The sequence below is a fragment of the Photorhabdus sp. S10-54 genome (assembly GCF_963878145.1).
In the GTDB taxonomy this organism is placed as follows: domain Bacteria; phylum Pseudomonadota; class Gammaproteobacteria; order Enterobacterales; family Enterobacteriaceae; genus Photorhabdus; species Photorhabdus kayaii.
On sequence record NZ_CAWNXG010000039.1, the window covers coordinates 1 to 20,463 of the forward strand.

At 45.0% G+C, this 20,463-nt stretch carries 25 protein-coding genes; 2 read left to right on the plus strand and 23 right to left on the minus strand.

Annotation, left to right across the window (positions count from 1 at the left end; genetic code table 11):
• Together AACQ83_RS18115 and cspE are read left to right on the plus strand one after the other, a co-directional pair.
• Positions 1–184: transposase (locus AACQ83_RS18115; protein ID WP_370446037.1), on the plus strand; the 184-nt coding region annotated here is incomplete at its 5' end.
• A 1,613-nt stretch (positions 185–1,797) separates the two neighbouring features.
• Entirely contained in the window at positions 1,798–2,013 is a 216-nt protein-coding gene (gene cspE, locus AACQ83_RS18120) for a transcription antiterminator/RNA stability regulator CspE (protein WP_112879015.1), read from the plus strand.
• Between the two features lie 221 nt (positions 2,014–2,234).
• Here the strand turns inward: cspE and AACQ83_RS18125 are convergent, their stop codons facing one another.
• The 23 genes from AACQ83_RS18125 to sctN form a co-directional block, all read right to left on the minus strand.
• On the minus strand, positions 2,235–2,627 hold the full coding sequence (locus AACQ83_RS18125; protein WP_112879016.1) for a CesT family type III secretion system chaperone: 393 nt from the start codon (positions 2,625–2,627) through the stop codon (positions 2,235–2,237).
• Complete coding sequence (locus tag AACQ83_RS18130; RefSeq protein ID WP_112879017.1) at positions 2,624–3,559, minus strand: YopT-type cysteine protease domain-containing protein; 936 nt, start codon at positions 3,557–3,559, stop codon at positions 2,624–2,626. The genes AACQ83_RS18125 and AACQ83_RS18130 overlap by 4 nt, the downstream gene beginning before the upstream one ends.
• A 155-nt stretch (positions 3,560–3,714) precedes the next feature.
• Entirely contained in the window at positions 3,715–4,332 is a 618-nt protein-coding gene (locus AACQ83_RS18135) for an HrpE/YscL family type III secretion apparatus protein (protein ID WP_112879018.1), read from the minus strand.
• Positions 4,311–4,937: a Yop proteins translocation protein K gene (locus AACQ83_RS18140; protein ID WP_112879019.1), complete on the minus strand. Its 627-nt coding sequence runs from the start codon at positions 4,935–4,937 to the stop codon at positions 4,311–4,313. The genes AACQ83_RS18135 and AACQ83_RS18140 overlap by 22 nt, the downstream gene beginning before the upstream one ends.
• Positions 4,938–5,675 (minus strand): type III secretion system inner membrane ring lipoprotein SctJ, encoded by a 738-nt coding sequence (sctJ, locus tag AACQ83_RS18145; RefSeq protein ID WP_275658147.1) that lies wholly within the window; start codon positions 5,673–5,675, stop codon positions 4,938–4,940.
• A 6-nt stretch (positions 5,676–5,681) separates the two neighbouring features.
• Complete coding sequence (gene sctI / locus AACQ83_RS18150; RefSeq protein ID WP_112879021.1) at positions 5,682–6,020, minus strand: type III secretion system inner rod subunit SctI; 339 nt, start codon at positions 6,018–6,020, stop codon at positions 5,682–5,684.
• Between the two features lie 75 nt (positions 6,021–6,095).
• A complete protein-coding gene (locus tag AACQ83_RS18155) occupies positions 6,096–6,662 on the minus strand; it encodes a YopR family T3SS polymerization control protein (protein ID WP_112879022.1) in 567 nt (188 codons plus the stop codon).
• Positions 6,655–7,008 carry a YscG family type III secretion system chaperone gene (locus tag AACQ83_RS18160; protein WP_112879023.1) on the minus strand — a complete coding sequence of 118 codons (354 nt, stop codon included), beginning with the start codon at positions 7,006–7,008 and terminating at the stop codon, positions 6,655–6,657. Before AACQ83_RS18160 ends, AACQ83_RS18155 begins: the two co-directional genes overlap by 8 nt.
• A 2-nt stretch (positions 7,009–7,010) precedes the next feature.
• Positions 7,011–7,265, minus strand: a complete 255-nt coding sequence (sctF, locus tag AACQ83_RS18165; protein WP_112879024.1) for a type III secretion system needle filament subunit SctF — start codon at positions 7,263–7,265, stop codon at positions 7,011–7,013.
• On the minus strand, positions 7,258–7,470 hold the full coding sequence (locus AACQ83_RS18170; RefSeq protein ID WP_049582494.1) for an EscE/YscE/SsaE family type III secretion system needle protein co-chaperone: 213 nt from the start codon (positions 7,468–7,470) through the stop codon (positions 7,258–7,260). Before AACQ83_RS18170 ends, sctF begins: the two co-directional genes overlap by 8 nt.
• Positions 7,467–8,738: a type III secretion system inner membrane ring subunit SctD gene (gene sctD, locus AACQ83_RS18175; protein WP_112879025.1), complete on the minus strand. Its 1,272-nt coding sequence runs from the start codon at positions 8,736–8,738 to the stop codon at positions 7,467–7,469. Before sctD ends, AACQ83_RS18170 begins: the two co-directional genes overlap by 4 nt.
• The gene (gene sctC, locus AACQ83_RS18180; RefSeq protein ID WP_275658148.1) at positions 8,735–10,585 is read right to left on the minus strand and encodes a type III secretion system outer membrane ring subunit SctC; all 1,851 of its coding nucleotides are present in this window, start codon (positions 10,583–10,585) and stop codon (positions 8,735–8,737) included. Before sctC ends, sctD begins: the two co-directional genes overlap by 4 nt.
• Positions 10,573–10,995: a YscB family type III secretion system chaperone gene (locus tag AACQ83_RS18185; RefSeq protein WP_112879026.1), complete on the minus strand. Its 423-nt coding sequence runs from the start codon at positions 10,993–10,995 to the stop codon at positions 10,573–10,575. Before AACQ83_RS18185 ends, sctC begins: the two co-directional genes overlap by 13 nt.
• 14 nt (positions 10,996–11,009) lie before the next feature.
• Positions 11,010–11,843, minus strand: coding sequence for a T3SS regulon anti-activator ExsD domain-containing protein (locus AACQ83_RS18190; protein ID WP_112879027.1), 834 nt, complete (start codon positions 11,841–11,843; stop codon positions 11,010–11,012).
• Positions 11,844–11,957: 114 nt separating this feature from the next.
• On the minus strand, positions 11,958–12,776 hold the full coding sequence (locus AACQ83_RS18195) for a helix-turn-helix transcriptional regulator (RefSeq protein ID WP_112879028.1): 819 nt from the start codon (positions 12,774–12,776) through the stop codon (positions 11,958–11,960).
• A gap of 1,026 nt (positions 12,777–13,802) precedes the next feature.
• Complete coding sequence (gene sctU, locus AACQ83_RS18200; RefSeq protein ID WP_112879029.1) at positions 13,803–14,858, minus strand: type III secretion system export apparatus subunit SctU; 1,056 nt, start codon at positions 14,856–14,858, stop codon at positions 13,803–13,805.
• Positions 14,855–15,643, minus strand: coding sequence for a type III secretion system export apparatus subunit SctT (sctT, locus tag AACQ83_RS18205; protein ID WP_112879030.1), 789 nt, complete (start codon positions 15,641–15,643; stop codon positions 14,855–14,857). Before sctT ends, sctU begins: the two co-directional genes overlap by 4 nt.
• Positions 15,640–15,906 (minus strand): type III secretion system export apparatus subunit SctS, encoded by a 267-nt coding sequence (sctS, locus tag AACQ83_RS18210; RefSeq protein ID WP_112879031.1) that lies wholly within the window; start codon positions 15,904–15,906, stop codon positions 15,640–15,642. Before sctS ends, sctT begins: the two co-directional genes overlap by 4 nt.
• A gap of 2 nt (positions 15,907–15,908) precedes the next feature.
• Positions 15,909–16,562: a type III secretion system export apparatus subunit SctR gene (sctR, locus tag AACQ83_RS18215; protein ID WP_112879032.1), complete on the minus strand. Its 654-nt coding sequence runs from the start codon at positions 16,560–16,562 to the stop codon at positions 15,909–15,911.
• A complete protein-coding gene (sctQ, locus tag AACQ83_RS18220) occupies positions 16,559–17,488 on the minus strand; it encodes a type III secretion system cytoplasmic ring protein SctQ (protein WP_112879033.1) in 930 nt (309 codons plus the stop codon). Before sctQ ends, sctR begins: the two co-directional genes overlap by 4 nt.
• Complete coding sequence (locus tag AACQ83_RS18225) at positions 17,485–18,648, minus strand: type III secretion system needle length determinant (RefSeq protein ID WP_112879034.1); 1,164 nt, start codon at positions 18,646–18,648, stop codon at positions 17,485–17,487. The genes sctQ and AACQ83_RS18225 overlap by 4 nt, the downstream gene beginning before the upstream one ends.
• An 11-nt stretch (positions 18,649–18,659) precedes the next feature.
• Complete coding sequence (locus tag AACQ83_RS18230; RefSeq protein WP_112879035.1) at positions 18,660–19,121, minus strand: type III secretion protein; 462 nt, start codon at positions 19,119–19,121, stop codon at positions 18,660–18,662.
• Complete coding sequence (sctN, locus tag AACQ83_RS18235) at positions 19,121–20,443, minus strand: type III secretion system ATPase SctN (RefSeq protein WP_112879036.1); 1,323 nt, start codon at positions 20,441–20,443, stop codon at positions 19,121–19,123. The genes AACQ83_RS18230 and sctN overlap by 1 nt, the downstream gene beginning before the upstream one ends.
• Positions 20,444–20,463 lie beyond the last annotated feature (20 nt).

Here is a 20,463-nt window from a genome sequence, read left to right on the forward strand (position 1 = left end):
CAATGAGAATATCAATGGGTTAATCAGACAATACTTTCCAAAGGAAACCGATTTTAATGAAATCTCTGATCAGGAAATAAATTTTGTGGTAAACCGATTAAATAATCGCCCCCGAAAAACACGGGGTGGGAAAACACCGAATGAATTATTTAAGGGAATACGAACATGTTTACTTCCAGATTAACGATGTTGCACTTATTATGTGAATCTACCTTGTAATTCAGTTACTGTTTAATGCTGAAATCAATTATTAATATTCTTCCATCTTCTTCTTGGGTAATCTCTTAAATAGTTTCTCTGTCATCGTAATTACTATATTACAAATTAATAACCTGCAATCACTTAATGCTAATATAGAGATATTTATCCATCTTTAAATTAACATTATAGATATAACTTCCAATATGTTGGGATGATATTTATTTTTTTCAATATTACCCTATAGCCATTTTTATCATTTTAAGCATATAAATATTATAGTGAATTGATTTAATTGAGATTTGATTTATGTGCCTTTTGTCCGGTATTTATCCATATTGATCTATCAAATTAATAAATGATAATTTAATGAAACTTCATATTTAGTTATTAGAATCTTGCAAGAAAAATAGTATGATATCTAATGATAATCGTTTGAAATCAATATATGGTTTTTTTCATATTATATTCCAATTGACTTGTAATCATGTGGGGAGTCAGGGCGAGAGCATGAGTGTGCGTTTATCATTCATTTTGGTTAAATTTTGAACATGCAAGGCCCATTAATGACTAACAAAGTTCATTAATCAATCAATTTTAGTGCGTTAATTAATCATTTTGTGGTTAATAAACGTTCGTGATCTTGCCCTGTATGGGGAGTGGACTACTTTTTTAATGTGGATATATGAAATTCTCCCATCCACTGAGAATATTGATCATATGATTTTACTCAGAAATCAAATATTGCTTAAGAAAAACATTAACATATCTAAAATAGCCATGAAAAGCAATTTCAATTAGATAATAATAATGTATGTTGCCAATATCCGTTATATGAGAAATGCATGATTCTCTAAGGATACATAAATATGAGAAGTTTATGTTAGTCGCATTGCTTCTGCAAATGCAAGTAGTGGAGATGACAAGTCTATTGTGCCTACTATTCCAATTACTACTCAGGATTGTATTGCGAAGTGGAATGTATCTAGTGCTGCCCAATCTTGTAATGCATCGGTCTCGAAAGCCGGAGAGCGTTCATGTAATGTTTCAGCAAAATGTCGCGCTCTTAATGGAAAACTTATTAATAACTATAAGATTTTCCCTTATGTTAATATGTCACAGCTCACTAACTGCAATGGTTATTTGAAGATTGCTGCATGTTAATTTTATTTTTATTCATTTCAGGTTACGGATTGTAGCCTGATTAGGTTGTTAGGGATAAATTGTAAATTTAAATCAGTTGCTATAACTTTGAAAAATAGGGGTTTGTAGATAAAAACTTTTTATAATTCAGTTAGTTATGGCCATGGTAAAGCCATGCAATATGGATAAAGTCGAAATTTAGGATAAAGGAGAACACCAATAGAAAAAAATAAATGAAATTAAAATTTGCTAATGACCAATCAATGTGATTTAATAACGTCACTGGTTTGGAAGTACAGACCTATTTATGAAAAGAAAGTTAAAGCAGTTCACCATTTAGCGTTATCCCCGATACCACTTCATTGCGAATTCCTTATAATTAGTATCCATAAGTAAAACTGAAAAACAGACCTCATAACGCCTTATGGCAACTTAATAAAATTAAAGGAAAATTCTATGTCTAATGCAATGACTGGCTCAGTAAAATGGTTTAACAACGATAAAGGTTTTGGCTTTATTTCCCCAAAAGATGGAAGTAAAGATGTTTTTGTCCATTATTCTGCAATTCAGAGTAATAATTTCAAAACACTGGAAGAAGGTCAGGAAGTTTCATTCTCTGTTGAGAGTGGTGCTAAAGGCCCATCCGCAGCAAATGTTATCGTATTATCTTGATTTAATTTGACTGCTTAAATCTATTAGCGACTTTACGATAGCGATGAAGGTAATATCCTGAGTAGTTAAAGTTGTTAATCAGTAAAAAACCGCTTAATTGCGGTTTTTTTGCATGGCGGTAACAGTATTTTTTTTAACTCTTTGTTTGATTATTTCGCCTTGGCAGTTTAAAGGGGAGCAAATATTGAAGCTCCCATTAAACTTATATTCCGGTAGTGGTTTCAAACCCGCATCAAGGAAGGCGGCAGATTTTTAGGCTGTTGGGTTGTGTTAGGTGTCAGGCGTTGCTCAATATCATCAATAAAGCGTTCTAACCAAGCTTGTAGTTCAGTTACGTCTACTTCGACCAAGGGGCGTTGTGACCACAAAATTGCTTGTCCATCCAAATCACCTTGGACATGAGCCGGCCAATGTTGCCCAAAAAGATTGTTGGCATGACTGACTTCGGACCCTAATTCGCAGAACAACTGTAGCCAGTTGTCGTGATAACAGCCAATCAATACCTGAAAACGTCCATCAACTTCTAAAGTGTAGATACCATCGTCGGTAGGGGACGCGGGCACTCCGAGTTTAGAGAACAGCGCTTCTATAAGCTGGTGATAATCGTGTGTCATCGTGTTTTAGGCTCGAAGTTGGAAACGTAGAAATTTTGTCCCAGTCCGATTTCCTTGTTGTACATGGATTTGGACCAGAAATCTTGAGAGAACCAGTTGGAGAATGAGGTTTTATCCGGGAAGTTGAACTCGCCGAAGTTAGGATCGAAGAAGGTAACACCTTTCTGGTCATCGACATAGGCGGCTACAGTGTGTCCAGCCATCTGCCCTTCAAAGCTGATCTTCTTGTAGCCTGATCCCTTATTACCTGTATCCAGGATAGCGTTTAATAGATCTTTTGTGCCTTTGCTGCCAGTTTCGCCGTTTGTATCAAGCTGGCTTCGTGGTTGGACGCCGTTCTCACTAAGCCAGGATTCCGTTATTTGACTTTGTTCGGCATAGGGGTCCATGCCATCCATCTGTAACTGTTTGATGGAAACCAGAGAGTCGATATGGAATTGACCTTTCTGGCCGCCTACGTAGAGCTGATCGAAGACACTTTCTCCTTTGGCATGAGCGCTTATCCAATGAGCTGATATGGATTCACAAACCCCGCCGGAGGTGTCACTATGTTTCATGATTTGGTCCAGAAAGGTACCTTTGGTCTGGGCGAACTTGAAAGTCACTTCTCCACCGTGTTTATTTGCAGAATCTCTAACACTCCCTAATGTGGTGCTCACCGCAAAGTGAACAATTCTGTCCTTGATCATGCTGAACGAGAAGCGGCTTTCTTGATTCTTCTTGCCATCGGTGGTTAGTTGACGATCGAGCATAGAATGGCCCGGTAGATTGCGTTGAATCGCCGCTGAGAGGCGCTCTAATAACCCTGGTCTGGGTGAAGAGACTTTCAGGGATTTACCCGACAGTTCACCCTGTGGTTGATTAACGGCTGTGGTATCGAGCTGTTGGGTAGGAAATATTCTTTGGTGATTAATACCTGAAATGGGAGACAATGGTCACTCCTTAAGTGGTTTTTTTGAGATATACGCTTGGATATTAGGTAGAGTGAATCATAATGTTTTGTCGAAATAGAGAATATTAATAACGGCAGAAGAAATTTTCACTTTCCGTCGAAAACCGGTTATCTCTTTGAAGTGTGATGGTGTCGTCAACTTTGCCATTGGTTATTGATGGCTGACATCAGTGCTTCTAATTGGCTATCCAAACTGGCATCAATGATCCCGACTTCTGTTTCTAAAATACAGCCCCCTTGATCGAGGCGCTCATCAGCAGTGATCTCTAAGTAGCCGATTTCAGGGAAATCTTTGTGTACCCGTGATATTTGTTCGCGAACTGTTGCGGCCTGTTCAGGATTAACGCGCAGGATAACCTGTTTTTGGTTACTGACTAATGACAGGGCCTCATGAACTACCTGTAAGGTGAGGGAAACTTGGTCATAATTCTTTAGGATTTTACGTACAGCCTGCAATACTACATTGCTCATCTGTTGCTCCACCTGTCGGTAATATTGTTGGCATTGCAACTGGGTTTGATGAATCAGGTTAGCTTGTTCTGCGCGGGCAGCATCAATGCCTGCTTGCCAACCTAACTCTTTTTGTTGCTCATACACCGCCTGCGCGTCATGTTCAATTTCTTGTGCCTGAAGCCGGGCAGCCTCAAGCAGAGATTTGGCACTGAGGCAGGTTTGATAGTCCGCTTTACGCAGTATCTGGAGTTCAGGAGACAGTTGGAGATGCTCTGTTGTTATTTTAATAAATGGTAACATTCTGTGTTCACTTGCTTAGCCAATTTGAGACACAATGCTTGTGCCAACGGTCGTTCTGCCTGGCTGACAGGCCAGGCCGCGAGGTTTTCATGGGAGGGAAGCCGCAGACTCAGGCGCTTAGCGAAATCGATAGGAGGAGACTCCATTGCCGTTAGCCAGAACTGTAAAGCACTGGTACGAAAATAGTTTGCATTGATTTCTGGTGGTAATGAGCGCTGCCAGCCAGTTGGCCAGTTGCCGATAATGATGTCGAGATAATTTAAGCAGAAGCGATGTCCCTCTTTTCCTAGTGAGTCATGTAAGTGGCGAAGTTCTGTCGCCATCAGACAATGGCGGATAGCTTGCCCATGAAGTAAAGCTCCTAGCCAGGTAAGAAGTTGTTCTAAGCACGATTGCTCTAACAAGGCAATATTTCCCAATCCAGTTGGTAATTCATAATCCACATGTAGATCAAATTGGGTCAGCAGTAGCCCATTTAGCCTGGGAGAGTTTCGCCACTCAGGTAGGGAAGATAAGACTGCAAGCCATTCCGATAATAGATGGTCAGAATGAATATAGCTGGCAGGGCAAAACCGAAATTGATAAGGCGTTAATGCGGTTACCATTTATTGCATCCTGCTTCGGTGCCACAGGAATTGCGCCAGATTACTGACAAATAATAAGGCTAACAATAGTACCAACACTCCAAGCAGACGTCCCTGTGACTCTTCAGTCACTTGGATAGAGAACAGCGTGGAGTAGCGTGGTGCCAGCGGTACTTGACGTACGCCTGCTGCGGGTACTAATACGACACTGATCCGATCATAACTCAACCCTTCAATGCTGTTATTAACCAGTTGCTTGATCTGAGGAATGTAAGTGTCGAGTTGCACATCCGCTGCGTGCTTGATAAACACCGAGGAAGAGGCTGGCGATAGTTTTTTACCTAGTCTGTCTTGCTCCTCGGGTAAAACAACATGTACCCGTGCTACCAGCACACCATCTATCTCAGAAAGTGTTCGAGCAATCTCCTGTGCTTTGGCGAAATTAAGCCGTGCTCGCTCCTCTATTGGTGAAGAGATAAGGCCGTCTTTAGGGAAGACATCTTGTAACGAGGAAAAGCTCTCCCGTGGATATCCTTTACGCTTGAGCACCTCAACAGCTTGGGCGATATCAGACTCTTCGACTAACAGCTTGATATTGCCATCTTTGTCTGGCTGCTTATCAGAGGAAATGCCCGCTTCCCTGAGCAAGGCTAACATTTCGTTGCCTTCTTTTTGGCTAACTCCGGTGTAGAGTTCGATTTTACAGCCAGTTAGCATCAGGACAGCGAGCATGACGCAGATTATATAGTGTTTCTTCACAGCTCCTCACTGGGCTTTCATTAGGGTTTCAATGTTTTGATTGAGTCGTCCTACCGTTTTGGCAATCAGCTCTTCTTGCAGGGTGATCCGCATTAGAGACCACTGCATTTGCATCAGGCTGTTAGGATCACTGCTAGGGACCGCTAGCTGTGTTTCCAGATCTTGTTTCGCCTGAGTAAGTTGTTGCCTGATCTGACCTAATTCATTGATCAGATTGTTTTCAATCCCCTGATCTTGATTGGACATAGCAAGTTCAAAACTCGCAATATTTTCGGCACTGGCCTGAGATGTGTTGAGTTCATCCAGGCTGGTGATCAGTGTCTCGCTTATCTGTGGTAGATCCATTGTTCCTCCAAATTTGAGGTGTGTTGAGTTTATCTAGGTTGTCTATCCTTGTTTTACTGAGTTGCGGTAGATCCATTATTCTTCCAAATCAGGTTTGTGTGAGTTTCGCATCAGGTTATCCACCATACCGTTACGGGGGATCAATGTTTTCAACTCCTGCCGGATAAGGTCATTCAGGTACTCATTGCCAGGAATAGGTTCAATCTTGCCGAGTATCTTGAGGAGCACTGTCTCCTGTTGTCGACCTGTGGGGGCGAATTCACGAACAATCTTTCTAAGTTCTGGCATATCCAGTGATGGCTTGATATTGCCTGTCAAGCCACCAAACTGCGACCATAGCTGCTCTTGTACCGGAGCGATCAGCTTGTCTTCTAACTGAGCACGTTGGGAGGGCTGTTTGTCAGACGGTAAAGCCTGATACCACTGCCATGTCACTTTGCGCTGTGTCGCTGGCTCGAAGTCGGCTAAAACGTTTTCCAGCGGTTCTCCCTGAAGCCAGCGTTGCTGGCGCTCTTTCAGCATTTGCTGATCAGGCGTGGTTTCCAGTGCTTGCTCAAAGCTGTGCTGGTGCTTGGAACTGACCGAAGGCTGTACCGTTGGTTGCGACACAGTGTTATAGGATGGTCCTTCAATCCTATTCATGAGCCAGTTGTTCCCGCATGCCGTCAACGAAGGAGAGCAATTGTGGATCGTCGCTGCCCGCCATTCGCGTCAGTCTCTGCTCCAGAGCTGATGCCAGACCCAAACGCCACTCACACAACGCTAACCACGGTTCCAGACTGGGACAAGGAAGATCCCGACCAAAATCCAGAGCCTGTTGATATTTGCCTTGGTTCGTTAGAGAAGAGAGCCGAATCAGGTTTGCTGCTTCTTGTCCTTCCTCGCTTGACATCAGCCAGTCGGCAATAATATTGGCTTCGTCATGACAGTGATGGCCGCTTCCAACCAGAGCAATATCTGCCAGTAGCCCTTTGAGTGAACGTGTCATGATTAGATCTTCTGTAATATGCCCTGCATCAGGTCTTTCATGGACCGGGTGACAGTAGAGTTAATGTTGTAGATTACCGACCACTTGTTGATTTTGTGTTGTAAATCAGCTAGCAAAGCAGGGTTATCAGGCCCGCCGCTGAGGGCGGCGATTGCGTCATTAACGTCGGTGTTAGCTGTGTTGGCTTGGGTCTTAAGCTGCTCAGCAACCTTATCGAGAGTATTAACTGTCTTTGCGGAAGTAAAAATTTCAGCCATGATGGTTTCCTTCTGTTGTGTTAAGTATTGTGATTGCAGCTTGGATGGCATCAGCCTCCAGTTGCCATTGTTGGTATTCTTGTACTGAACCGCCCCGTCTCAGGCGTTGTTTGATATCGTTCAGCGCCTGAGCGAGACGGTGTTGCATTTCGTTGACATAAGTGGGATCAGCACCAAACAGTCGTGCTTCCAGGGATGTCATCATGAAGCTGGGCTCCTGTTAAGTTTGACGATAAATTGTTGTCCACCCTTGATAATAACAATCGCATCTTGACGGATGGCTTCGATTCTTAAACCATTTTCTGTGGTTGCTCCAACCGGATAACGCAGGTTGTTTTTGAGTACCACATAGGGTACACGCCCGAAGGAAACGGCCCGGACGTCGAAATTGAGCTCATCATTGCGAGTGAGACGCTTATTATTCAGTAATACCAGTGTTGGCCGGCTGCCGAACTCTTGTTTAAATACCTGCTGTAAGCGGTAGAAGTTATGCGTCTGGTGCTCATCCAATTGACCAGTGAACTCGATACGATCATTTTTATCTTTGTAGATCAGCGAGTCGGGTAAATCATGTTTAGCCAATAACATATCCAGTCGCTTGAGGTGATTACCGGTGAACTTCGTCTGGTTTTCTATACCAAGTAATCCCGGAACATCACGTTTGAGTAGTGACTCGATATCGTTCCATTGCTGGCTGGTATCAGTGACTTCTCCCGTAAGGCGGACCCAACCGGGTTGTTTGCCATTGCGGCTTTGCACCTGGGCATAGCCTAATTTTTGTAAAATGAAATCCACCCCCTGACGTAATTCTTCCATAGTACGCAACTCCAGCCGATAACTGAGAGAGTGAGTATCGAGATACTGTTGCAGCGCCAGCCGTTGTTGATTGAGGTCCACATAACCTTTGAGCAGTAGTGGCCCATGATCGGGCATCATTTGTACACTTATCTGGCGATAGGCTGAATCGCCATTGAGAAAACGGCGTAGTTCTTGCTCGGCGAGGCCATTGGACATGTTGCTCCTTTGCCATCCTTCATGCCCAAGCAGTGCCAGAAGACCGAGTGCCAAGACCAGACAAAGTATCAACATCCCGCCTGCTACCCGGCTACGATTTTGGCGGGCAGGGCGCTGGCGTGGTATGACCGCCAGTTCAGCGAGTTGGTTCGGGAATGCATGTTGTTGGTCACAAAAAGCCCACAATAACGGGCCAGCCTCTTGACGGGCCAGCGCTTGCAATGTCGCACCCGATGATAGCGGTTCGCCATTCTGACTTGGTGCGACTTCACCGGCCCATTCCAACAGGCGAATTGAGTCTGGTTCGACTTCTAAAATCAGGTGCACAGGCGCAACATCTTCATCCACCAGAACGATATCTGCCTGTAGGGGGTCTGAGCCGATGGCTAAACGCCCCTCAGCTAAATTAACCTCAATACTTTTATTCAGTCCGCGGTAAAAGCGAATTTTCCAACTCATCTGTTCGCCTTATTTTGCGCACGAACACACCAGGTTTCCTTCAATGAACATTGTTGTTCAATGACTCGCCATCCGTAAGTTTTACCCATTCGGCATGAGGATAGAAATGAGCTTTTACCTGCTTGCCGTAGGGTTTCTTGTACTTGATGGGCTGAGGATAATGGTTGGCATTGTGCACTTCCCAGAACTTTACTCAGCGATAGGCTCTGGTTAGAGATATCCTGTGTTGCCAGTAATCTAGGGCGTAGATCTTGTCCGTTACCAAGAGCCAGATAATGGGCTATCCCACTATCAATCAGACGTGGCTCAATAATGAATAGCCGTACTGATCGCCGAACTTGCTCACTGGTATTGCGAAACAAGACACCTAGGTAGGGGATATCGCCTAAAAATGGCACCTTGCGTGTTATTTGACTCATTTCGTCGCGGTAGATGCCACCAATCAGCAGACTTTGCCCATGTCCAACTCTGGCAACGGTATCGACAACGGTTCGGCTGATAGTCGGGATGCCATCCTGTCCTGAGCTATTAGGTTTCTGGTTACCATCCTCAATATGCAGGTCTAAACTGATTTCAGGAGAATCTCCTACTTGGATGACTCTAGGGATCATGCGCAGCATAGTGCCATAGGTAAGGCTTTTAAGCTCGGCAACCCGTTCGCCATTAACTTTTACGTAGTAGGTTTCATTGTTGTCAATGACTGCTTGTGTATTCTCCTGCGTTAAAAGCGTTGGGCGGGAAATCACCTGAGCGCTTCCTTTACTCTCTAGTAAGGTTATTTTGGCGAGCAGGTAATCCAGGCCACGGCGATCGACCAGGCTACCTAATGCGGCTGAACCGAGGTTTTCACCTTTTTCTTTGCTCTCTCTTTTTTCCCTGGCAGAAGTTGTGATATCAATGATATGGCGAGGCCCGGTGTTGATTCCGACTTGCCAGTCAACTCCTAGTTCTGAAAGGTTGTTTGCGTCGATGTCAACGATGGAAAGGGCAACTTCAATCCGGGCGGATGGTTTATCCAGTGCGTTGATCAAATGGGCGTACATGGACATCCTTTCCGGGTTATCCCGTACAATGATGGCATTTAGGGAGGGTTCTGCTTGTACGACCGCACGGTTTGAGTAGCTTTCTCCCATAGAAGAAGATGCTTCACCAGTAACAGCGCTCACATTGGTATCACTGAGCAGGCGGGAGAGGATGGTGGCTATGCCCGGCGCCTCAATACTGGTATCACGATACTGGATCTTGCGATCGACCACTGAGGCGTATTTGAGCGGGAAAATTTCCACTGTCAAGGCGCCCGTTTTTTCGCTACGCAGCAATGACTGCTGTTCCAGTGCGGATGTAGTCTGATCAAGCAGTTCAAGATAACGAGGAGGGCCTGATACGTAAACCAGTTGGTTGCCTGGATCAGGACGCCAGCCAAAGCGTGGCTCCCAAATACCGGAACGTTTTAGGGCTTGCTGTAACTCCGTTGCGTTGGTCCGTTCAAGTTTAAGCAAGCGCGATTGTATTTCACTGTTTTTGAATACATAAAGCACACTCCCGTCGTAGTACCAGACCAGATTATAGAGAGAGGATAAATGTTGCAGGAATTCCTGAGGAGTGTCCTGCTCAAAATGGCCGTTAACTTGATCGGTCACCTTGTCGCTGACAACCACTGATGCTTCATAGTTGGCGCCGAAATTAACCAGTACATCCCGCAAGCTTTCTCCTTTTGCCAGATAGTTATAAGGCGCAGGAAACCAATCCAGATCTTGGCTATAAGCAGAAGGGAGCATCACACTGCTGATACTCAACGATAACAGTAGGGAACGGCATAGCCTTTGGAATGGTTTCATGGTTGCCATATTGCCTGTTTCCATTGAGGGGCGGATTGGGTTTCCGACAATAAAGCCATGATTTGTTCCAGTAGATCGATGTGCAGAGTTAGCATCTGTTCCAGTATTTGAATATCCAAACTATCAAGGTCAAGGCGTGCTTCCAGAATAAGATTCTCTGATTCATCTAAGGTCAGTGCATGGGGAGCATGGCGTCCCCAGCGCGTAACTTGTTGCAATAGTGTTTTCAGTAATTCATCGCCTGACGGATCTTTTGGGTTGTGGCGCCAGCTTAGCGGGCTGGATAACACAAGTTCAGTTCCCTGTTGGCGAAAAAACAGGTTGTAGTTATCAATGTGCAAATGGTAATGCCCTTGTCTATCGGAAATAAAAGGCTTCTGGCCTAAGCGACTGGCCAAATGATTGAGTAGAATTTGCATGTTTCCTCTAATAATTAGGTCGTCGATTGCCAGTAAAAATTGTCCTGTGGCAGGCACAGAAAATGGGCACAAAGCCATTTTTTCAAGTGAGTAGCTTCCTCGGTGTCATGCTCTAAAGTAGTCAACCACGCCCAACAGGATGACAGTGCTTCGGGAACCGGCATAAAAGCGGTTAGGTCGCCGCCAGTCTGGAGTGCATCTAGCCCAGTAAACCAGTTGGGCCATGCTTCGCGAGCTTGGGTTTCCGTTGTCAACAGCCGTTTTTCTAATAGTTGCTTGCGTTGATTAAGCGCTGCTTGCAAAGATGTAACCTCTTTATGATATTGTTCCCGGCATTGAGACGAGACGCTTTCGGCTTGCTGCCAAAAATGCGCTTTAGCACGCAGTTGCCGTTCTTGGATCTGTAACTGATCAAATTCAGTGAACCAGAAGTCTATCTCTGGCTCCAACAAACGGAGCCACCAGTCAAATAGCGGCTGTAATACCCAGTGCTGTAAAAGATGTCTGTCAGCTAGGTTTATGCGGTCACCCAGCACCTTATTCCAGTCACATTCCGGTTCTGCCGCCGCTCTAATGAGCTGTTGTAGGTCATCACGCCGCAAAGCTTGCCCGCAATTTAACCGTCTACGAAACCAGACGGACTTGATCAAGCTTTCCAGCAGATGTCTGGGTAGCAAACGTTGTAATAAAATAAACTGTTGGCTATTGATAATGTCTCTATTCTGATACTGAATAGCCGATGATTTTCCGAGTAATTGATCCCGGCGTGGAATTCCCGACTGCGTGACAGAGATCTTGCGGCCGAGAAACATGCTGGTTCGAGTCTGATTATGGTCTTGCTGGCTCATGCTATGCTCATCTTGCTGCTAGTCACTCTTGTCGATTAAATTAGGGATGGCCTTATTTTATCTGTCAGGCCAACGGTTAACTTGTAAAAAACGTCAGATTATTTTAGCCAATCGTTACTCTTTGCCATACCTGGCTCGACTGGGCGTGCAATTAAAGCGTCTCCGATAGCTTTGAGTGAAGTAGGATTGGCTGGAAAATCCTGCTTCCATCGAGATATTAACAATACTCATCTCGCTATTGAGTAGTAGTTGATGTGCATAAAGAATACGGCGTTCACTGATCCAAGCGCGTGGTGATATTCCGTACACCGAACGGAACAGCTCCTTGAAGGTGGTTAATCCCATACCAAATTCTTTAGCGAATTCACTGAGTTTCCACTCCTTAAGGTAGTGATTTTCCATAAAACTCTGTAAACGTTCCACTTGGCGATTGCTCAATTGTCGTAATACTGACATGAGCAAAGTACCTTGTTCTCCAAATGCTAATAACAATAGCAGTTCTTCTGTTCTGAGTTGACCCAGCGCTGTAGGATAATCATGAGCCAATAGATCGACCAGCCCATTTATACTTTGAGATAACAGAGGGGATGAGGTAAATGCAATTAATTCGGGTGTTGACATGTTGTGCCGCTCGACTTCACTGAGCAGAGTACCAAAGCGTTGCAGAAACCCGTGGAGGAAAGTTGTACTCAGAGGCAACCAGAGTAGTTTGCAAGTATCGCTACGCGTTTTTGCTGCATAACTGCCACGACGAACAAAAAGCAACTCGTTGTGGGAGATATCGTAGGTATTGGTACTGTCCTGCCATGTCATTTCACCTTCGAGCAGGATATATATCCCTTCTTGGGGGTGCTCTATAACGTTAAAGGCAGGCATGCTACGCTGGAGTAGTGAGATATCCATTCCCTTCCCTGATGTTGTGATGCCGTTCATTCTATTGTCCTGGATCTGTTGGTGTTATGTCTTAAAAATACAAATTACATTATTATTAGTAGATATTTTCTTTGGTTTCGCTGCCTGGAATAGACAGTGAAAAATAATTTTACGTATTTAACCTGATGGTTAACTATAGCATCTTTTAATTAAAATGATTTTTGCTAGTGGGCCTATAATGTTCTTTGGTCCGAATACTGTATTATTCTCACGTTTTATAAACGTTTTATAAACGAAGAGTGAAAAGGGATCAGTTTTTTGCACGATAACGATTGCCTATAAATTTTGCACCCTTAGTTATAAAGTTATACCCTATGGATTTCAAGATGCATCGCGACGGCAAGGGAGTGAATCCTTGGGAGCATAGATAACTATGTGACCGGGGTGAGCGAGTGCAGCCAACAAAGAGGCAACTTGAAAGATGACGGGTATATAAACCGAGTCTTTTGTCTTGACTGATATTGATAGTTATCTCCTTTTATTCAGGAAATCTATTAGTGATTCATAATACGTTAGTAATTGTAATGAATGATAGCTAGAGTAATATTAACGAATTAGCAGGTGTAGAAATCAGCGCAAAGTGAAATCAAAATAGCTACGTGTAATATAAATCACTTAATAATAAATTCAATCTGATTTCAGCTATTTGATCCATCGATAAAAACAAAAAATCCACCCAACTGAATTGGATTGTTTATTATAATATTGTTTAAGCAATGTTAGGTTATTAGCAGTAATTTTTATTTATATTAAATTTGTTGTTATTATGTGATTAAATCGTAACGCTTAAGAAACAAATATATACCCTATGGATTTCAAGATGCATCGCGACGGCAAGGGAGCGAATCCCCGGGAGCATAGGTAACTAATGTGACCGGAGTGAGTGCAGCCAACAAAGAGGCAACTTGAAAGATAACGGGTATAAATTGTATTTCGTTTGCAATTGAGCATTGGCAAGGTATTTAAATGCCAATGCTCAGTTCATATATGCAGTTTGACTGTCAAAAAACGCTGTTTGAGGACAGGTTACGGCTCCGGCGGGCGATCTTGCCACTGTTCTAGCCAGCGCAAAACTTCTGCGGTAGCTTGGATAAGATCAGCAGGAATATATTGGTCTATCAGGCCATCTTGATAAAGTGATCGGGCCAGCGGAATGCGTTGTAACACCGGAATACCTTCCTCTTCAGCAATACGTCGAACTTGCAGGGCCTGCGCATCGGTGAACTTGAGTGTAATAAGGGGTAACGGTGTCTCTCCTTTCTTATAACGGATACCTACCGCAATGTGGGTTGGGTTGGCGACGATAACTGATGAATTCTTAACGCTAGCGCGCATATTGCTTGATTGTAATTCTTGATGAAATTGACGTCGTTTGCTTTTGATCTCTGGGCTGCCTTCACTCTCTTTATATTCCCGTTTGATCTCGTCTTTGCTCATTCTAAGCTGCTTAATATGTTGGTAGTGTTCGAAGGCATAATCGGCAATAGAAATCACAATAAGCCCCATGCCGCATACGGTCATGAGCTGGGTTAACATTATGCCGAGTACAGGAACAATACATCTTGTTCCACACTCCGGCAGGCGCAGTAGTGCTTGTAGATTGCCTGCCAGAGTAATCCAAACCAAGGTGCAGAGCAGTCCTACTTTAAGTATTGATTTGATGAATTCCACCAGACTCTTGATAGAGAAGATTCTCTTAGCGCCTTCAACAGGGTTGATCTTTTTAATATCAGGTTTGATGGCGTGTCCACTAAGTAGAAAACCGTATTGAGCGAAGTGTGATGCCAGCGATAGCAAAACGGAAACACTTAGAATTGGCAGGCAGAGGTAGACCAGCTCTTGCATCAAGTTTTCAACCACATGGTTGAAGGCTTGGGGAAAGGGTTTCTCCAGTAGATTAGCCGGGATTAGCATCAGTTTACCCAGATGTTCCAAATAGTATTCAGACATGACCATTATCATGCCGATTAGCCCCAATATTAAGGAGGTGGAGACGACTTCGTTACTTTTGGTTACCTGGCCTTTCTTCCGGGCGTCTCTAAGTTTCTTGGGGGTAGGTTTTTCAGTCTTTTCTCCACTCATGGTGCCTCCAGAATAGGGATTAACATGCGCACTGGGGAGAGAATTAACAGCACTTTATCATAGGCATGATGCATCAATAACCGGATATAGATAACTAGTAACAGGCTGGCAATTGCACTTTTGATCGGCATTGCTAACACGAAAACGTTGAGAGAGGGAGCGAAACGGCTAATCAGTGCCAGCCCGAACTCTGCTAAAAACATGGCGATTAGCAAAGGAGCTGCCATTAAAGCGCAGAGCTGTAGTAGATAGCTAAACTGACCATAGAAAAAGTGGATCCACTGATTGGTAATTTGGGGAAAAAACTGCGTTACCGGCCAACTGTTATAGCTTTGAAATAGGGCGCCAAGCAGACCAAGAAAAGCGCCGCCGGAGAAAAAGAGTGTTATCAAAGTTTGAGTCAATAATAGACCTGTGGGTGAGGTTTGACTTCCTAGGGAAGGGTTAAGCACTGAAGCCATTGTTGCTCCCCGTTGGTTATCTATAATAAAACCGGTGGCTTCCATCGCCCAAAATGGGATAGAGGCGATAAAGCCAATGAGCAGACCAAGCAGGACTTCCTTACCGAGCAACAGCGTCAATTCCAGACTACCTAATGTGGGCAACTGACTGCCTGCTACTGTTGGGTAAGCATAAAGGGCCAGTGAGCAGACCACGCTGTTGCGGATTAACCCACCACCTAGCATCTGTTTGCTGAGCACAGGAAATATCACAAAGCAACTCATGATGCGTGGTAACAACAGGGTATAAGCAAGCATTTGTTGCTGGAGCTCTGGTAGGGTCATTTGATTAGCGGCACCTTAAGAAAGGTCATGTTGGCAAAGCTATAGAGTTCGTTGCCAAGCCAGGTAGCTGTAGCGAATAGAGTAATAATGACCGCAATTAATTTGATGACAAAACCAAGCGTTTGTTCTTGTATTTGAGTGAGCGCTTGGATCAATGAAACCAATGTTCCTACTGCCGCAGCCATGAGTACCGGCGGCAGGGAAAGGATTAACACTAACCAGAGAGATTGGCTGGTGAAATGCAAAATATCAGCATTACTCATGTTCAATCTCCATAACTGATAACAAGGCCGTGTGTTAGGCGTGTCCAGCCATCAAGCAGGACAAATAACAGTAATTTGAAAGGAAGTGAGATAGTCATTGGAGAAACCATCATCATTCCCATTGCCAGCAGAATGTTAGAAATAATGAGATCGATTGCAATAAATGGTAGATAAAGAAGAAACCCGATTTCAAAAGCCCGGGTTAATTCACTGACGGTAAAGGCGGGTAGCAGTATCAATAGGCTGTCTGGTTCTAGCCGATCTGCATACTGGCTTGGCCAAATTTGTCGGGTACTATCGATAAAGAAAGTGCGTTCACTGGGTTTAATATGTTGTTTGAGAAAATTCCGGTAAGGTGTCAGGCCCTCTTCCACAAATTTATCTACTGATTGCGCATTGCTGAATGAAACTTCATTTTGACGCAGGTAATCTTGAGTGGCGAAACCCACCGGAGCCATCACATAGATAGTGAGGATAATTGCCAATCCGTACATAGCCATGTTGGGTGGGATCTGTTGTACGCCCAATGCGTTACGCAGTAAGGAAAATACCACAGACAGTTTGAGAAAAGAGGTCGCCATCACGGCAATAAAGGGAAGCAGAGCTAGCAAGGCCAGACCGATGATGAGATCCAATTCGTTCGGTAGCTGGATCATGGTTGTTTCTCCACGGAGAGATGTTCAACTCTTACACCCAGACGTCCTTCAATATCCACCAATCGCCCTGAACCCAGGCATTTCTGATTGACGAGAATACGTACCTCGCCATCTGAAGGAACACCAAGATCGAGTAATGAGCCGGGTTGCAGGCTGGTGAGTGTCTGTAGATCCAGAGTCTGACGGCCCACTTCGAAACTGACATGAACCTCTAGTTCGTTTAAGTCTGTTACTGGCAGAGCGTTGTCAGAACTATCAGGAGAGGGGGTGTGCATAGTGATTAACTCCAATTTATGGTCATGGGATTTAAAGTAGGCCCAAGGGCGTCCTTCCAGATACGCTAATAAAGGGTCATCTGGTTGTTGCTGTGGGGGCAGTAGCAGCACATCCCCTGATTCCAGAGTACGAAACACATCTAAAGTCAGGATTATTGCTCCCCATTGCAGAGAAAGCCGTAATGGAATAGGCAGGCATTCTCTAGGTTGACGTTCTGGCAATATGGCAATTAAGGGGGATGGCTCTGGTAACCAGAGCGGCAATGTGGCCCCTGGCCGTTCAAGGCGTAGTCGTAAGCAAGCTGACAAAGGACGTTCTGACGTGGTACTCAGTGCTGACCATGACAGAGTGGGTAGCACTTTGCTTTGATATTCCAGTAGTGCCAACAGCAGATCTTGAGGGAGTGATGTGAGGTCCGCTTGTTGTAGATCAGGTGCGAGCCACAGCGCTAACTCGGCTGCATGGCAGTACAAGGAGAAGGTTTGTCCCTGCCAATGGGCGATCAGTTTCCTGTCTAACGTCTGAGGAGGAGAAATCACATCCAGCGAGAGATAGTTATTATCCCAATTAAATTGTTGCTGGTGGCGACTCAGGGTCTGGTGCAGCGTTAATTCTTCCAATGAAACTTTGGATAAGGTCAGGCTATTCATGCATCTTTTTTCCATTCTTCATATACGCTGCGACGTTGACGTGATCCATGTTCACTATCCGTTTGAGACGGAAGGGAGAGTTCAACAGTTTGTGTTGGGTAAAGAAGTTGTAGACGTTCAATCAGTTCAAAGCGTGCCTGTTTCAGGAGTTGTTGAGCTGCCGGATTCGCTAAAATCTCTATTTGAAGTTTGCCATGCTCGCTGGTGAGTTGGATCTCAAGTGCTCCCAGGCTAGGAAGTGTCAGATGTAATGTCGCCGGACGTTTCTGTTGGGTTAGTTCGATACTGATCTCTACACTCAGTTTGTCGATTAACGCTTCCAAAAGGGGAGATAGGGTTGAAGCTGCTTGCATCGTGGCGAGGATGCGCTCCCCCGGCAGGAGTTGCGTTTGTGGGAAGAAAGGTGCTTTCCCGTCTGATCCACCAGAGTAAGAGGATTGAGAGTCGGACTCTTTTGGCTTTAATACCAACAAATGGGATGTTTCGATTTCATCCAGTGTTTTTCCTTCCGCAGAGTTGATTTCGTTGGCATGGCGGGCAGGTATAGGTAAAGTTGGGTCTGTTTGTTGGTGAGGAATGGCACCGTGTTGTGTATCTGGCTGAGATGGGGATCGGCTAGGTGTTTGATATGCCCGTTCATCGTTTATGTCTTGCTGAACAGGTATCATTGCTGTGTCAAGATGAGAAGTTACCGTGATATCAACTGGTTTTAGGCCAGAATCAGTCAAGGTGTTCAGGTTGGGCTGACGTGTTGGGACTTCGGGTGCTGACAGAGATTCCCTTATCTCGTTAGCGATCTCATTGAAGCGATGAGCGGGGGACGATACGTTTTTTTTCTGATTTTGAAGTGGCGCAGGCATGCCATGGCCTGTCAATGATAAGGCTTGCTTGCGCGGATCATCAATTGCCAGTTGGGAAGAGTCGAATAGTGGAAGCTCCTCATCTGAGTCATGTGTGGCATGTTGATCCGCTGGTTTATTGTTTGTCGTCGTATTGGTTAACGGTTGTTCCGTCCGCCGTGTGGTTGACTGACGCGTGTTGGCGGCATGAGAGGTGATAGCTTGCTCGAAACGGCGTTGCGAATCTGCGTCTGCTTCTGCGGGAGACGACGTTGGGAGGGAGGAGACATCTTTTTTGCCGATAGCTGTCAGTGGGTTCATACTCTTCTGTTTTACACTCTTTCCTGGCGATGGAACTCTTCTTGTTCCAGCTCTTCCTGGTATTCACCTTGGGCTCGGATCGCTTCTTGTTGCTGACGACCCAATTCATTAAATTTTTCTTGCTGTTGGCGTGCGTGGTGCAGAACACGTTGACACTCTTTTAATTGACGGAGTTCCAGTTCCACTTTTTCGGTCATTTCAGCCACTTGCTTTTCCAGTTGCGCTTCATTTTCGCGTAACAGGGCAATTTGTTGTTGCCAGCGTTCAAGGCCTTTGCGATCAATAGGTTGGCCTTGACACAATTCAAAAAGCCGTTGTTCTTCTTCTATTCGCCATTGACAGTAATCTTGCAAGGTTTGCAAAGCCTGCTGATGGTGTTGACGGGCCGTTTGCAGTTTCATTTGTTGCAAGGAAAAATGTTTTTCAGCGCGTTCGACTCGCAAGGCCTTTATACGTTGTAAACGGCCAATCATTATTTTGTTATCTGCTGTAATTGAGCTAAGGTTTGCGGTAAATCACTTGGCTCATGGGTGCCTTGGCGTAACCAGCTACGTATTGCTTCAATGTGCGCAATGGCATTGTCAGCAACGGGATCTTGCCCTTTTTGGTACTCTCCAATCTGCAACAAAAGCTCAACTTCTTCATATTTAGCTAGCCATTTGCGCAACAGGCCGGCCTGAGCCTGATGTTCAGGAGTGATAATTTGATTCATCACCCTGCTAGCGGAACGTAACACATCGATAGCTGGATAGTGGTTAGCCGCCGCCAGTTTGCGTGACAAAATAATGTGACCATCAAGGATAGAGCGGGTCTCGTCTGCTACAGGCTCTGTCATGTCATCGCCTTCCACCAAAACGGTATAGAGGGCGGTAATCGAACCTTTGTCGGATTGACCAGCACGTTCCATTAGCCGTGGCAAAGCGGCGAACACTGATGGGGGATAACCACGTCGGGTTGGCGGCTCGCCGGCAGCTAAACCTATTTCTCGTTGCGCTCGGGCGAAACGGGTCACGGAATCCATTAGCAGGAGTACACGCTTACCTTGATCACGAAAATATTCAGCGATTGATGTAGCAACAAATCCTGCTTTAGCCCGCTCCATTGCCGGGCGATCTGAGGTCGCTACCACCAGCACTGAGCGTTTTAGGCCCTCTTCACCAAGATCCGATTCGATAAATTCCCGCACTTCACGGCCACGTTCACCGATGAGCGCCAGCACGGTAACATCAACTTCGGCGCTACGAATCAACGTAGATAATAGCGTACTTTTTCCGCCGCCAGCGGCGGCAAAAATCCCCATACGTTGACCTTCGCCGCAAGTGAGTAAGCCATCAATAGCGCGTACGCCGAGAGAGAGCGGGTGCTCAATCCGTTTACGACTCATGGGGGCTGGCGCATCTCGGTAAACCGGATACCAGGCTTGTGGCTCCGGTAATTGACCGCCGGAAAATGGATTACCTAGCCCATCAAGGACTTGCCCTAACAGGTAGTCCCCCACGCCAACTTGATGCATAGCTCCGGTTGGACTCACTTCAGTATTTGAAGAGATACCAAACATCTCGCCGAGAGGTGTTAACAAGGCTTGATGTTGTTGGAATCCAATCACCTCCGCCAAAAGCGACAGTGTGTTGTCAGGATTGCGTAAGTGACAAAGTTCACCTATCCGTACACCAGGAATAACGGCTTTAAGTAGTGTACCCGTGACCTGAGTAACCCTGCCGCGAATCTGAATTAGCCGGCATTCATTAATGGCGTGGCGCATTTTGCCGGGAATATGGTCAAGGGAAAGCTTCATAATCGTTTATATAACCTCTG